Annotated in this window: 16 protein-coding genes; 14 read left to right on the forward strand and 2 right to left on the reverse strand. The window is 53.4% G+C overall.

What is annotated here, in order from left to right:
- Nucleotides 1–90: 90 nt before the first annotated feature.
- Nucleotides 91–471: a helix-turn-helix domain-containing protein gene (locus tag BN871_RS30255; RefSeq protein WP_021880611.1), complete on the reverse strand. Its 381-nt coding sequence runs from the start codon at nt 469–471 to the stop codon at nt 91–93.
- A 404-nt stretch (nt 472–875) separates the two neighbouring features.
- Between BN871_RS30255 and BN871_RS26960 the strand changes: the two genes are divergently transcribed.
- The 13 genes from BN871_RS26960 (at nt 876) to BN871_RS15255 (ending at nt 9,935) form a co-directional block, all read left to right on the forward strand.
- Nucleotides 876–1,118 (forward strand): AbrB/MazE/SpoVT family DNA-binding domain-containing protein, encoded by a 243-nt coding sequence (locus BN871_RS26960; RefSeq protein ID WP_083436466.1) that lies wholly within the window; start codon nt 876–878, stop codon nt 1,116–1,118.
- A gap of 173 nt (nt 1,119–1,291) precedes the next feature.
- The gene (locus tag BN871_RS15200; protein WP_021880609.1) at nt 1,292–2,314 is read left to right on the forward strand and encodes a Primosome, DnaD subunit; all 1,023 of its coding nucleotides are present in this window, start codon (nt 1,292–1,294) and stop codon (nt 2,312–2,314) included.
- A complete protein-coding gene (locus BN871_RS15205; RefSeq protein ID WP_021880608.1) occupies nt 2,314–2,904 on the forward strand; it encodes a hypothetical protein in 591 nt (196 codons plus the stop codon). The genes BN871_RS15200 and BN871_RS15205 overlap by 1 nt, the downstream gene beginning before the upstream one ends.
- The gene (locus tag BN871_RS15210) at nt 2,879–3,274 is read left to right on the forward strand and encodes a hypothetical protein (RefSeq protein ID WP_021880607.1); all 396 of its coding nucleotides are present in this window, start codon (nt 2,879–2,881) and stop codon (nt 3,272–3,274) included. The genes BN871_RS15205 and BN871_RS15210 overlap by 26 nt, the downstream gene beginning before the upstream one ends.
- 171 nt (nt 3,275–3,445) lie before the next feature.
- Nucleotides 3,446–5,146: a DNA cytosine methyltransferase gene (locus BN871_RS15215; protein WP_048747063.1), complete on the forward strand. Its 1,701-nt coding sequence runs from the start codon at nt 3,446–3,448 to the stop codon at nt 5,144–5,146.
- Nucleotides 5,143–6,138 carry a phosphoadenosine phosphosulfate reductase family protein gene (locus BN871_RS15220; protein WP_232313091.1) on the forward strand — a complete coding sequence of 332 codons (996 nt, stop codon included), beginning with the start codon at nt 5,143–5,145 and terminating at the stop codon, nt 6,136–6,138. Before BN871_RS15215 ends, BN871_RS15220 begins: the two co-directional genes overlap by 4 nt.
- Nucleotides 6,139–6,175: 37 nt before the next feature.
- On the forward strand, nt 6,176–6,631 hold the full coding sequence (locus tag BN871_RS29920) for a DNA adenine methylase (protein ID WP_021880604.1): 456 nt from the start codon (nt 6,176–6,178) through the stop codon (nt 6,629–6,631).
- The gene (locus BN871_RS29925) at nt 6,616–6,975 is read left to right on the forward strand and encodes a DNA adenine methylase (RefSeq protein ID WP_332310221.1); all 360 of its coding nucleotides are present in this window, start codon (nt 6,616–6,618) and stop codon (nt 6,973–6,975) included. Before BN871_RS29920 ends, BN871_RS29925 begins: the two co-directional genes overlap by 16 nt.
- A gap of 43 nt (nt 6,976–7,018) precedes the next feature.
- The gene (locus tag BN871_RS15230) at nt 7,019–7,408 is read left to right on the forward strand and encodes a hypothetical protein (protein WP_048747064.1); all 390 of its coding nucleotides are present in this window, start codon (nt 7,019–7,021) and stop codon (nt 7,406–7,408) included.
- A 5-nt stretch (nt 7,409–7,413) separates the two neighbouring features.
- On the forward strand, nt 7,414–7,848 hold the full coding sequence (locus tag BN871_RS15235) for an ASCH domain-containing protein (RefSeq protein WP_083436467.1): 435 nt from the start codon (nt 7,414–7,416) through the stop codon (nt 7,846–7,848).
- 553 nt (nt 7,849–8,401) lie between these two features.
- Nucleotides 8,402–9,184, forward strand: a complete 783-nt coding sequence (locus BN871_RS15245) for an MmcB family DNA repair protein (RefSeq protein ID WP_021880599.1) — start codon at nt 8,402–8,404, stop codon at nt 9,182–9,184.
- Nucleotides 9,181–9,441 (forward strand): zinc-finger domain-containing protein, encoded by a 261-nt coding sequence (locus BN871_RS15250; RefSeq protein WP_021880598.1) that lies wholly within the window; start codon nt 9,181–9,183, stop codon nt 9,439–9,441. Before BN871_RS15245 ends, BN871_RS15250 begins: the two co-directional genes overlap by 4 nt.
- A gap of 44 nt (nt 9,442–9,485) precedes the next feature.
- Nucleotides 9,486–9,935, forward strand: coding sequence for an ArpU family phage packaging/lysis transcriptional regulator (locus BN871_RS15255; RefSeq protein ID WP_021880597.1), 450 nt, complete (start codon nt 9,486–9,488; stop codon nt 9,933–9,935).
- A gap of 111 nt (nt 9,936–10,046) precedes the next feature.
- Here the strand turns inward: BN871_RS15255 and BN871_RS29675 are convergent, their stop codons facing one another.
- The gene (locus BN871_RS29675) at nt 10,047–10,376 is read right to left on the reverse strand and encodes a SpoVR family protein (protein WP_269745434.1); all 330 of its coding nucleotides are present in this window, start codon (nt 10,374–10,376) and stop codon (nt 10,047–10,049) included.
- Between the two features lie 628 nt (nt 10,377–11,004).
- On the opposite strand from BN871_RS29675, the gene helD reads away from it, so the two are divergent.
- Nucleotides 11,005–13,422 carry an RNA polymerase recycling motor HelD gene (gene helD, locus BN871_RS15265; protein ID WP_048747067.1) on the forward strand — a complete coding sequence of 806 codons (2,418 nt, stop codon included), beginning with the start codon at nt 11,005–11,007 and terminating at the stop codon, nt 13,420–13,422.
- The last annotated feature ends 673 nt before the right edge of the window (nt 13,423–14,095 follow it).

Raw genomic sequence — 14,095 nt, forward strand, 5'->3', positions numbered from 1 at the left:
CAAAAGAGACAGTTGACGTACTCAATGCACTGATTCTAATCATCGGCAACGAGAAAGAAGCAGTTGAGCAAATTCTTCAACTGCGAGATGTTATTTTCCGGCGCTTCGTTGCTGTTGAAGGGAACGAAGAAGTCCAATCGCTAACTCCAGATGTTCCGGTGGAATGACCTGGCCGTCTACTTTGAGATCAAATTTCTGCAGCAGCTCGTCGTTATCCAAATCCAGCGAGTTTACAAATCTGACTTCTGCTTCAGAGGGCATCGAGCTATCAGTCAATCCGAGCAGATAATCGGACGACGTTCCCAACGTTTTCGAGAGCTTAGTGAGGACTTCACTCGGTGGGGTCGTCCGGTCAATCTCATATGCAGTTAGGCTGGAGCGGGTAAGTCCTACGATTTGAGCTAAAGCTTCTTGGCTCAGTCCGCGTTTTTTACGAAGGCTTTTTATTCTAAATCCCAAAGTGTCTGTCATTGTCGTGGTTCGCTCCTATAAAATGTGATTTAAAATCACAAAAAGTTATTGACGGCATTTTAATGCACATGGTATATTCACTACACAACAGGTAAATGCAACCAGATTGGAAGGCGCAGACAAACAGCCCCATCAAATATTAACTGAAGGAGCGTGATGTCGAGGCTATTAATTTACGTTTCGTCCGAATGGGTGCTGGAACACTCATTCATTGCTTGTGGAAGTTTTCCTAAATCTTGGTGATTCGTTGTGATCTAATTATAATTTGTTACTCAAAATCACGCAAGCGAAGATATGTTCGCATAGGTGTCTTTTCTCACGCCCGCATAGGGATTTTGAATCACATCACACTATCCATGTTACTCAAAAAGTCATGGAAATATACCATAAAGGATGTCCTCAATATGAAATCGACAGGAATCACTCGTAAAGTTGACGATCTCGGACGCATTGTAATACCAAAAGAATTGCGGGATACGATGGAAATCGCTCAGAACGACTCCCTTGAAGTCTTTACAGACGGTGGTCGTATCGTCCTTCAAAAATATAAGCCTGGCTGCACATTTTGCGGGAGTTTGGACATTGCAAGAGGGCTCCATGGTCGTTTGGTCTGCGGCTCATGCATGGATACTTTGAGAAACCGATAAGGGAGGCGGACGAAATGCTGAAGTCCCGACTTCAGATCCTGAACGTTTGCTGCTTCTTTCTCCAACTGGAGGAACGCTCTTTGGCAGATTGCAGGCCTACGATCGCTGCACATGCCTATAAACAGTTCTGTCGGTACGAAAACAAACTTCATGCAGCAACGGGGTGATCGGGCGTGGCATGGATTGAAAGTCATCAGGTTCTTGGCGGACATCCAAAAACAAGAAAGCTTGCCCGCTTACTCGGTGTTGAAGTTCCGACAGCTCTTGGTCATTTACACCTTATGTGGTACTGGGTGTTTGATTACGCAAAGGATGGAGACTTGTCCCAGATAGAAGATGAGGACATTGCTGATGGGGCTCTCTGGACCGGCGACCCACAAAAATTCATGAGGGCGATGATCGATTCAAAATGGATCGACGAACTTGAAGGCGGACGGGTTGTCCACGACTGGAACTCGCACGGAGGCAGGCTAATACAAAAGATGGCCAAGGAAGCGGATCGTAAAAAACAAAAACGCGATGAACAAGCCGCTGAAAGGAAGGGACGTCCGCCGGACGCCCAAAGTATGTCCGCCGGACGTCCGGCGGACATACAAGGGACGTCTGTGGGACATGCGACAGGCGTCCGTAGAGAATCCACGGATAGTCCGAAGGACGTCCGTTGTAACATAACACAACAAAACATAACAGAAGAAAACAGAACAAAAACAGGAGTGGTAAACCACGCGCCTCCGGCTCCGCCTCTGCCTACTCTAGATCCTAATCTCCCTAACCCGTTCAAAATTTATCAAGAGGCCGGATTCCCATCGAATCTGTTAAACACCGAAATGCTAGATGATCTCATTACCGAATTCGGACAGGTTTGGGTTTGCGAAGCAATCAAAGCAGCCAGTCTTCACGGAAAAAGGAACCTCGCCTATGTGACGGGGATTTTGGATCGATATCGCTCAAGCGGAGTGGACGAGCCGTGGAAAGAATCTCGACCGAGGCCAAAACCTCAGCACAAATCCGGAAAGCCTCGACTTCAAGTGGTCGAAGAAGGGGCCGCCGATCCGCCAATGAGTGTTGAAGAATACGCTGAAACCCTTGCGCTTGCTTACAAATTGGACCATGGAAGAGCGCCATCCGCAGCAGAGATGGATTCAATCCGGGAACAGGCCGAACGAACGTTGCTTGAAGCAAGGGAGGCGCCGTAATGAAGCCCAAAAAGGAAAAAAAGCCAATGCCAGAATGGAAGATCGGGATTCTCGACCATCACCAGCGGCGACCAAGTCGATCTGACCGTGCTGATTTTCCGAGACAAGTCGTTATTGATTTGATCGAAGAGACCAGTGGTGTGTGTCAGACGAATTGCGGACGCCAGGCGGATCAGACTCATCATGTAATGCCGCGGGGGCGGGACGGACGTGGAGTTAAAACCAATGCCATGCGCCTTTGCGGTATATGCCATGAAAAAATCCAAACGGAGGAATCGGAACTCCAACGGTGGATAGAGGAATGGGAACGACGCTTCGGGCCTTTCTTCTGGTATGACTCCGAGGATTGGGAAAATCACAAACGGAAGGCTGCGGCAGCTGCAGCAAGGGATACCGAACTGAAGCAGTTTAGAAATGCAGTAGACACCGTGTCGAATTTAATATCAGTAGCCGCGAATAGAGCCCTCAAGAAGAGAGAAACCAGCATGCTCCACCGACTCAACACAGATGACCTCCGGACGTTAGTGGGGCTCCTATTCGATGCCTTGAAAGGAGAAGGTCAGAATGAGTTACCCAATTCGAATGAGTGATCGGGAGCGATCATCTAATCAGGCACCCTCGCAATGTATCAGCACTTTCATCCCACTTGATGAAATGGCGAAAATTTTCGCGGCATATCCCAAACAACGTAAGGAAGACAAGCTAGACCCCGGAATTATCCACATCCCAAGAAAAAAAACAGGCCCGGTCATGGACGCCAGAATCAGTTTGCTCGATGGCACAAAAAAGAAAATTACTCGCGACTGGTTCTGCGACATGTTGGATAAGGGGTTGGGTATGGAACAACTCATGAATCGGCTTGAATGCAAGAAAAATCGAATCGAATACCTGATCAGCCAGTTTGACATTGACACCAAGCAGTATCCGGGTTTGCGGAAGCGGGTGTCGAAAAACCGATGAGCAAGAATGATTCAGCTAAGTGGGATTACTTCGGATGCGCATGCGGTCGGGTGTACGGTATTCAGCAGCCGGAAGGAGCGGAAATCGAGGAGCCGGCATGCCCCGAATGCGGCGGAACGATGGCGGAACATCTCGGGGAAGCGGAAGCCCCGGTCATAAAGGAGCGATTTAATGCAAGAGCTCATAATTGACAACTTCGCAGGCGGCGGAGGCGCGTCGACTGGAATTGAGATCGCCATCGGCCGCAGCGTAGACGTCGCCATCAACCACGACCCGGAAGCGATCGCCATGCACGAGGCCAACCACCCGGAGACCAAGCACTATTGCGAGTCGGTCTGGGAGGTGGATCCGCGAGAAGCCGCCAGCGGGCAGCCGGTCGGCCTCGTCTGGCTCAGCCCGGATTGCAAGCACTTCAGCAAAGCCAAGGGCGGAAAGCCAGTGCAGAAGAACGTCCGCGGGCTCGCTTGGGTCGCGGTGCGCTGGGCGGCGACCGTCAAGCCGCGGGTCATCATGCTGGAGAATGTCGAAGAGTTTAAGACGTGGGGGCCGCTGCTAAAAGACGGGTACCCGGATCCCAAGCAAAAAGGCCGGACCTTCAACTGCTTCGTCAATGCGCTTCGCCGGCTCGGTTACAAGGTGGACTGGCGGGAATTGAGGGCATGCGACTACGGCGCGCCGACGATTCGCAAGCGGCTATTCCTGGCGGCGCGATGTGACGGCCGCCCGATCGAGTGGCCAGAGCCGACACACGGCGACCCGGAGAGCGAGGCGGTCAAGTCCGGCAGGCTGCTCCCCTGGCGCACGGCGGCGGAGATCATCGATTGGTCGATTCCTTGCCCGAGCATCTTCGAACGTAAGCGTCCGCTGGCGGAAAATACACTGCGGCGCATTGCCCGTGGCATCCAGCGATTTGTGCTTGATGCAGAGCGCCCGTTCATCGCACCTTTCATCGCTAGGATCGGTCAGACCGGCTTCGGAGGAGATCGGATGCAGTATGAGCTGGCGGATCCGCTGACGACGATCACGACGAAAGCGGAGCATCTGTTGGTTGCCCCTCTGCTGGCGGGAGTAGGCGGCCGTGCTGGCCAGAGCAGGCCGCGAGCAGGCAACGAGCCGATGGCGACCATTACTACCAAGGCCGACACCGCGCTGATTTGTCCCACTTTGATCCAAATGGGATACGGCGAGCGTCAGGGGCAGGAGCCGCGTGTGCTGGACCTCGGCAAGCCGGTCGGCACGGTGACAGCCGGCGGAAACAAGTTCGCGCTGACAGCCGCTTTCCTCGCCAAGCACTTCGGGGGAAACTACACCGGCGCGGGCGCCGACTTGGAAGAGCCTGTGCCAACCGTGACGACCAAGGATCACAATGCGCTCGTCAGCAGTCATCTCGTCAAGCTCCGCGGCACCTGCGCGGACGGCCAGCCCGTCACTGGGCCGATGCCGACCATCACAGCCGGCGGCCTGCATGTTGGAGAGGTCAGGGCATTCCTGCTCAAATACTACGGCAGCGCCGACAACGGCCAGCGGCTGACGGATCCGCTGCACACAGTAACGACCAAGGACCGGTTCGGGCTGGTCACAATCGAGGGTGTCGACTATCAGATCGTCGACATCGGCATGCGGATGCTCGAGCCGCACGAGCTCTTCGCGGCGCAGGGCTTCCCGGCCAGCTACATCATCGACAAGTACGCGAACGGCAAGGCAGTACCCAAATCCGCGCAGGTCGCTCGATGCGGAAACAGCGTCTGCCCGCCGCTGGCGACGGCGCTTGTTCGCGCCAACCTCCCCGAGCTCTGCGTCGGCTCCGGAAAGGTGCTGGCGTTCGAGCGATACGCAACCGACGAACCGGGGCAGATGGCCTTGTCTTTGTGAAGAATCACATCATCTTTTTCAGCGGTGGTAAAGCCAGCTTGGCGGTCGCGGACTGGGTGCAGGAGCAGCATCCCGACGACAACATCGTCCTGTACTTCACGGATGTACTTTGGGAAAACGATGACCTGTACCGGTTTATCAACGAGGCAACCGACAAGCTGCAGCTGCCTCTTCTGATTCACAGCGCCGGGATCAACCCGATCCAGCTCATGTTCGAGAAGAAAATGCTCTACAACAGCATGATCGGAGACTGCAGCAAGATCCTCAAGCAGCGAGTGTCCGCGAACTTCCTCAAGCGCGGGAAGAAGCCTGAGCATGAGGAATGGCGAAACCGGCAGTACCTGCGGGCCGAGGACTTCATTACGGACGCCACGCTTTACTTCGGAATCGGATTCGACGAGATGCACCGGGCTCCGGCGATTATCAAGAACTGGGCGCCGTTCCCGGTCGAGATGCCGCTGATCGACCACAACATCTGGAAGGATGATGTGCTCAAAAAATACAGCATCCGGCAGCCGGTCCTGTACGATTACGGCTTCAGCCACAACAACTGCAACGGGCGTTGCGTGAAAGCCGGACAAGGGCATTACAAGTTGCTAAAAGACCGCATGCCGGACGTCTTCCAGAAAATCATGGAGCAGGAGCATTATCTTAAAATCTGCGTGTCGGCCTATCGGTACATCACCGACGACAAGGTACCGGAGGACGAGCGTATCCCGGACGATATCCGAGAAACCATGCTGCAGGAGCTGGACGACGCCTTCCGGGACTACTTCTACGACCGAGCGGCTAAGCCAAAGAAGTACATTCATCCGGCAGGATCGGCAGCAGCACGGTATATGGAAATCAAGCAATATAGCTTCATGAAACGCGACAGCAAGCCCTATCCGATTCGGGACCTGCATTACGAGGTCGAGGATGACCAACAGATCGACCTATTCGACATCGGAGGCTGCGGCTGCTTCCTCGAGCCGTACGAACCGACAGCATAGCCCCCAGGGGCAGCACAACACAGGGAGGCGGTAAGCTATGAGCGTTCCCCGCATTTTACACTACCCCGGCAGCAAGTGGAGCATGGCGGACTGGATCATCAGCCATATGCCGGAGCATTCGACGTATCTTGAGCCGTTCTTCGGATCCGGCGCGGTGCTGTTCAACAAGGAGCCGGCTGTTCTTGAGACCGTGAACGACCTGGACGGCGACGTCGTGAACCTCTTCCGCGTCGTCCGGGAACGCCCGGAAGAACTGGCGCACGCCTTGCGCTGGACGCCCTACGCACGCAGCGAGTACCTGGCGGCCCATGAAGCGGTGGTTGACGAAATTGATCAAGCCCGGCGTTTCTTGGTCCGGTGCTGGCAAAGCATCCGCGTGAAGACCGGAGATCCATCAGCGGATGGAAATGCCGTGGGACGCCAGATGACTCATATAGAATCAAGCAGTTCAACCAGCTATCGGATCAAATATTGCTCGTGGCCGATCGGCTGAAGTCCTGCCAGATCGAGAACCGGCCAGCTCTTCAAGTCATCAAGCGATACAACCGGCCGGACGTGATGATCTACGCGGATCCGCCTTACCTGATGGCGACTCGGAACGGGACCATCTACGACAACGAGATGAACGATGCGGACCATCTACAGCTGCTGGATGCGCTGGACGCGCATGCCGGCCCGGCCATCATCTCCGGGTATCCGAACCAGATGTACGACGACCGGCTCACACACTGGCGTCGTGAAGAGCGCCAGCAGGTCATTGAGAACGGGCGGTCCCGGACGGAAGTCCTCTGGATCAACCCGATAGCAGCAACAGCCGGACAGCAGCGGCTTTTCTAGCACAACACAGGGAGGCTAAGGCTTCCCAAGGAGGGATAGCAGAATGTCAATTGAAAATCTGCTGGCCGATATTTACCCGGCCGGGGAAAAAACCTGCAGGAGCTGTGGATGTGTCAACAGGGCCGGACAATCTTTTACCTACCGCATATTTGATGGCGATTACTGCCCCGACTGCAACAAGGAGCTGAAACGGAAGGAAGCGGCCGAGAAGAAAGCTGAAATCATCGCCGGTGATCGGGATACGGAATGCGAAGACGAAATTACATGTCCGTATTGCGGCCATGAATTTTCGGACAGCTTTGAGCATCTAAACGGTTGGGAAGAAGACCTTGGAAATATTGAATGTTCAGATTGTAACAAAACATTTCGATGCACGGCCAACTTCTCCGTTTCCTACTCGACAGAAAAGATCGAAGAAGAAGGCGAGGGGTAAGAGTCGTGAAAGGACTCATCATCAAGCCCAAATGGGCGGACCTCATCCTCGACGGCCGCAAGACATGGGAGATCCGCAGCAGGCAGACGCATCTGCGCGGACGTATAGGAATTATCAAGAGTGGCAGCGGCCGGGTCTACGGCACGGTTGATCTGGTGGACTGCATCCCTATTCACGGCGAGGACGATCCAGACCTGCTCGTCGCAAACCAGCACAAGCATCATGTCCCGCTCGGGGCAATTCCGTACCGAAAACCCTGGGCTTGGGTGCTGCAAGATCCGGTGATCTACGAGTGGGCGCGGCCATACGATCATCCGCAGGGCGCCGTAATCTGGGTTAATATCGACCCGCCGCTTAGTGAAGAGCGCAAGTCGGGTACGCGAGTGGATGATGATGTTCTGGATCTGTTGGGAGAACGACGGGGAGGTTCCTGCTTATGAATAACGACGAAGGCAAGCTTTTCATCCGAGGGATGCTCTTCGGACTGGCTTGCTCCTGCCTAATATGGAGTGGACTCGGGCTTCTGGTATTCATGCAATGAGCCCCCGGGAGCGGACAAGACTCATCTTCGCAGGACGGCTGCGGCCGCGGGTGGCAGATCGCTACGGTGTCCGCCGGCAGTACATGCTCTACCTAGACCATGAAGGGATGATTGGAGTTAGCGACAACCCCCATCCGCCGGAGCGGTGGACAATTCTGGAACGAGGTATGACGCAGGCGGAAGCGGAGCGGAAGTTCGAGTTCATTTACGATCTCGAAAGGGGAAGGATCAGAAGATGAGCAAAGACATACTTAAAGATCCAGGCTGGTATCCGATGCCGGCATTGAAGGAGGACGCGGCAAAGAAGGTCGAGCAACATTACATCTCAAAAGGCTATCATACTAGGATGAAAGAAGAAGCGGACGGGAGATGGACCGTTCTATATAGAAAAAAGGCATGACCAATATGTGATTTTAAATCACATAACTAAAAAGAGGTAGGGTGGTTGCCATATGACGGTGAGAGCGGATCAAATCAAGTTGGCATTGGCAGAGAAACACAAGGAAGACTTCTTTTTAACTGAAGTGAAAACGGGAGCGACATGGGGAAGCAAGGACTTGCTTAAGTTCGACGCTTATGCTGTGAAGCGGAGTTGGGCAAAACCATGCTTGAGCGGCTATGAAGTTAAGGTAAGCCGAAATGACTTTAAGCAGGATGATAAATGGCATGCATATATGGATTACTGCCATCGTTTCAGTTTTGTATGCCCGTCAGGATTGATTGACAAAACGGAGCTGCCGGAAGAGGTTGGGCTGATCTGGTACGAAGCTTCTACGAAAGCATTGCACACGAAACGCCGGCCTCTTCATCGGCTCATCGATATTCCAGCCGACCTGATGTATTACGTCTTGCAATCAAGAATTGATCCGGAGCGGCATCCGTTCTTCAACTCAGAAAGGGAATTCTTTGAAGCTTATGTTGCTGATTCTTATACACGGAAGAAGCTTGGCCGGGATTCGGGATCAAAAATGTATCAAGAAATCAGGGAGCTCCGGATGAAAGTCGAACGAGCTGCCTGGGAAATTGAAGCAGCTCGAGATGCGAGGAATCTTTTGGGGGAAATTCGGCAGGCGCTCATTTACTACGGCATTAACATAAGCCTGCCTGAATGGAAAGAAGAATTGGACATGGCTCTAGTTGGAGCGGCCAATCCCAAATTAAAACACCTTGTTGAAGAAATGGCACATTCTCTGCTTCAAATGAGAGCCCTGATTGGAGTAGTGAGCAATCCGTGAGCAACAGAGTCGATGTCCTAGATGAAATCGGTTCTATATTGGATGGTATTTGCCTCAACTGCACAGTAAAAAGAGATTTAATGAAGCAGAACCCAAGGCAACAGACTAAAACAGACAATTATTGTATTCGGGAATGTCCGACGGGCCTTCGATTAAAAGAGCTGGGGAACCAACTAAAGTGTAGGGAACGCAAGCAGGTGGCTTGGGATGAAGAAGAACAGGAACAAGAAGAGTTGGCCGCCAACGATCCCGCGTAAAGGGCGCGGCGAAGGCTGCGTCATTAGAATGAGGGGGAGTTGAATTGAATCAGCCGCGGTCCAGCTCTGAGATCGACAAGAAAGCAACCAAGGAGAAGGTCGAAGCAGCTCTCGAGCAATACCGACTCTTCAAGTTCACCAGTTTCCAGCGTCGCCAGGCCAGCATGACAGCCAGCTATTCCAACATGCCACGCAGCAACACGGGCGTAACGAGTGACCAGACTGGCAGCATAGCAGTGTACAACATAGATGAACCGGAGCGGCGCCGGCTTTACTGCTTGGAAATGGAAGCGGCTGTCGAGGAGCTGCCCGAAAAGGAAAGGTACCTGATTAAAAGCAGGTACTTTGATCGGGAGTCGCAATATATCTTGGATTTTACGATTTATAACGACATGGAAATATCCGCACCGACTTACGATAAGCTCCGATGGCGTGCGTTCCTTCACCTGGCCCTATACCTCGGAATCGAGGTATACGAGGACAGCGACTGTTGATCTTTATCAGGAACTTCCGGCATATACATCACTCAGGGGAGGGAATCAATATGGCAGCCAAGAACGTTGTCTTTCCGCCCGATGTGGAGGACTTCCTCCACGAACTCTACGTCAAAGCGGCGTTGAGAGCAATTGCGAACGGCACATACATCCCCGATGAAGAGGATGAAGCCGGCATCCCAGACAAGCAGCAGGCAATATAAAAGGGCCCTTCCAGGGGCCCTTTCTTTTTGTCTTTCTTTCTTCATTATTGTTGTGCTTCAACTTGCCGAAGCTCCAATGGCTGAAGCGCGTCGGCATGCCGTAAGCGCCGAACGTATAGATGATGTCTGCCGGGCAGATTTCATACCGCATCGGATAGAAGTCCAGGCCGAAGCCTGCGGCGATTTCCGTAATCTCGTCGATCGCCCGCTCCAGCTGGCGGATGTCGTCCTGAGTCATAAGCTCAATCCCTCCGTGCCGAGATAAGTAAGGTTCATACCCACTGTATGCTCCGGTGGACGGGACTATGAGCGGCGATATGGAGAGCATGGACGGCTCTCCGGATTTCTTCCATGAAGCCATGCAGGAAATAGGAGCCGGAGAGGCCGGCGTAGGTAACTTCCTTTATCCCGAGAGGGAGCGGGCCATGCCCAAAAAAAATGACCCTCCGGCATAAAGCCAGGGGTCCAAGGTGCTGCTATATTCAAAGGGGGGTCATGTCCTTATTATAAAACCGCTTTCTTAAAAAAAGCTGAAGAGGACATTTCAGTTGCATGACAATTCATTGCAGCACGGTTTAGGCTCGAACAACTTATCTGGTCCTTGCGATGTGCCGGGAAATCGAAGACGTTTATCGGAACGGCCCGGCGGTCAGAGTCCGCGTCCACCTTTGCTAGAAACACAAGCAAAAAAACATATTGAACGCAAAAAAATCGCTATGATAAAATCTATAGCGGAATTAAATTCAATGAAATTGCGGGTGCAAATATTCTTTTCCTAATCTAATTCTACATCTGGAACTCTGATTTTGTCAAGGCTCTTTTTTTTGCCCCAGAAAAAGGAAGACGAGGAGTGTGTTGAGGGAGAGATGGAAGCGGAGGATTGGAAGCAGGAACAGGAGCGGTTGGAGCAGGTCCGGAACAAGCTGCAGGCGAGAATAAACGAACTGGAGCCGGAGGTTGCCGGATTGCACGGCCAAGCTGCGGACATCCGCAAGCGGTTTTGGGAAGATGTGACGATCAACACCAGCACGGACGAAGATTTTGAAGAGACGTTCCATACGATCAACCAGCAGTCCGCGGTATTGGCCGAACGGGAGCGCGGCCACAAGCTGCTGGCGCAGCAGTGGAAAAGCATGAAACGTCTGCTTCCTTCGCCCTATTTCGGACGCATCGATTTCAAGGAGGAAGGGCTGGGACTCTCCGAGCAGATCTATATCGGCGTTTCTTCCTTTGTCGACGAGGACGGCTTGAGCTTTCTGATCTATGACTGGCGGACGCCGATCGCGAGCCTATATTACGACCATTCCCCCGGCCCGGCTTCTTATGTTACGCCCGCTGGACCCATCGAAGGGACGATGGAGCTCAAAAGGCAGTTTCAAATTCATGACGGGCACATCCGCAACATGTTCGACGCGAGTGAAACGATTGGAGACGAGCTGCTCCAGCGGGTGCTGGGCAAAGGCGCGGACTCGCAAATGAAGAGCATCGTAGCCACGATCCAGAAGGAGCAAAATGCGATTATCCGCAATGACAAAAGCCGGATGCTGATCGTCCAGGGGGCGGCTGGAAGCGGCAAAACTTCCGCGGCCCTGCAGCGGGTGGCGTACTTGCTCTACAAGCACCGCCAGACGATCAAGGCCGACCAGATCGTTCTCTTCTCCCCCAATCCGATGTTTGCCAGCTATATCTCCACGGTTCTTCCGGAGCTCGGTGAAGAGAACATGCAGCAGACGACTTTTCAGGAGTATCTCGACTATTGGCTAGGTCCATCGCTCCGTCCGGAGGATCCCTTTGACCAAATCGAATATGTGCTGACCGCTCATGGAGCGCCGGGGCATGAGGCTCGTCTTCAGGGGATCGAATACAAAGCTTCCGAGCCTTTCCTGCAGGCGCTGCGGAGCTATGGAGCCTGGTTGGGACAGGAAGGCATGCGATTCAACGGAATTCGGCTTCGGGACCGCGATCTGATTGCCGCGGAGCGGATGGAAGCGGAATTTTACGGCTATGACCGTTCCCTGCCTTTGTTCAATCGGGTCGTATTGCTGCAGGAATGGCTTCTGCACGAGCTGGCTTTGCTGGAACGCAAGGAACGGAAAGCGGCTTGGGTCCAGGAGGAGCTGGATTATCTCGATACCGATCAGTACGCGGAAGTTTTCGGGATGCTTCATAAAGAAAGGGAGCTGTTCGACCTTGCGGAGCATTACGCCGCAGTCCGCGAGAAAATCATCCAGAAGCGCAGGGAAGATGAAAGCGACTTTGACTTCGCCCAGAGGGAGGAGGAGCTGCTCCGCCGCAGCATCGTGAAGGAACTCTTCAAGCCGCTGAGGAAAAGCGTGAGAAGATTCATGTTTATTGATGCCGAAGGCATTTACGGTCAATTGTTTGCCGATGAAGCCGCTTATCGGGAGCGGACAAACGGGGCGGCAGTCCCCCCGCTGTGGTCCGAGATATGCAGGCAAACGAAGGAAGCGCTGCTCCGGAACGAGCTGCTCCACGAGGATGCGACGCCGTACTTGTATCTGAGAGAACTGATCGAAGGGGTGCGGACGAATACGGAGATCCGGCATGTCTTCGTTGATGAGGGCCAGGACTATTCGATGTTTCAATACGAGTATCTGAAAAAGCTGTTTCCGCGCGCCAGAATGACCGTGCTCGGCGACTTCGGGCAAGCGATCTTCGTTCAGGCGACAAGCTTGGACGCATCCGATTCGCCTCTGCTCCGTCTTTTTGGAGAAGCCGACACGAGCCTTGTCCGTCTTGTGCGCAGCTATCGTTCAACGAGGCAGATTGTGGAATGGACAAAATCGATGCTTCCCGGCGGGGAAGAAATCGAATCGTTTGAAAGGGGAGGCCGCAAGCCCCTTCTGACGAGGCTGGACAGCGTCGAGATGCGTGACGCCCGGCTGCTGGCAGACATCGCGGAGCTCAAGGGCGAGGGCTTCGAATCCATCGCTGTCATAGCGAAGACGGCAGCCGAAAGCCGGGAGGCTATTGCCTCGCTGCGGGCTCATGGCGGCGAAGCTCTCCAGCTCATTACGAAGGAGACGCCGGACTTCGAGAAAGGCGTAATGGTCCTTCCCGTGTATCTCGCCAAGGGTGTCGAATTCGATGCCGTGCTGGTCTATGAGGCCTCGTCCGAGGCTTACGGCCGGGACAGCGAACGCAAGCTTCTGTATACGGCATGCACGCGGGCCATGCACCGGCTTCATCTTTACTCGACGGGCGATTGGTCGCCGTTCGTGCAGGGATTGCCGGCGGATTTGTACGAGACAGCGCCCTATTGATGGATCGGAACCAAAAGCGGCCGGAAGAAGTCGGAAATTTCGAAGCCGTTCATACGGACCCGAAGCTGATGAAGCATGGATTGCGCGGATCGGCACCGATTCGCTCACAGCAGATAGCCTTGGCCTTTAGCGGCCAAGGCTTTTTTTTTGTGCTGTTTTTTTGCCCGTTTGCACAGAAGCCAGTCAGAGCCTTCCGATCCTGCTTCACCATTGAACAACTGCTCGACAGAAGCGCAAGGGACTATTGTCCAGCCTGGAAGGATATAATTTCATCATCATCTCCATCCGTTTCTTTGCGCTCCTCCATTAAATGAGCATGCGTCTTTGTCTGCGTTTGCAGCTCCTGGAAAGCGCCGGCCAGAAATACATCAGAGCTTTTTGGAGAGGTTCAATTTCCACGAGTATTTTATTTCGAGATGTTTTTGGTCTAAATGGTTCGGCATTAAAGCAGCCGGGGTAAATTTGCTTTGGAAGCCGAGGGCGGAGGCAAGATTTTTCGTCCTTCAAGCAGCATACGCTCCGGGAAGAATCCCGTTTACAGAAGTTGGCTTCGGGTGTACGATACATCATGTTTCTCCAGCTGGGGCAAAGTAATTATTCACGCTGCGCACGATGCGCAAAGGAGCAAAAAGAATCATGGTCAACCGCATGAAACGCCTTCTGATCGGGCGCC

The sequence above is a fragment of the Paenibacillus sp. P22 genome, from assembly GCF_000469945.2.
Taxonomy (GTDB): Bacteria; Bacillota; Bacilli; order Paenibacillales; family Paenibacillaceae; genus Paenibacillus_O; species Paenibacillus_O humicus.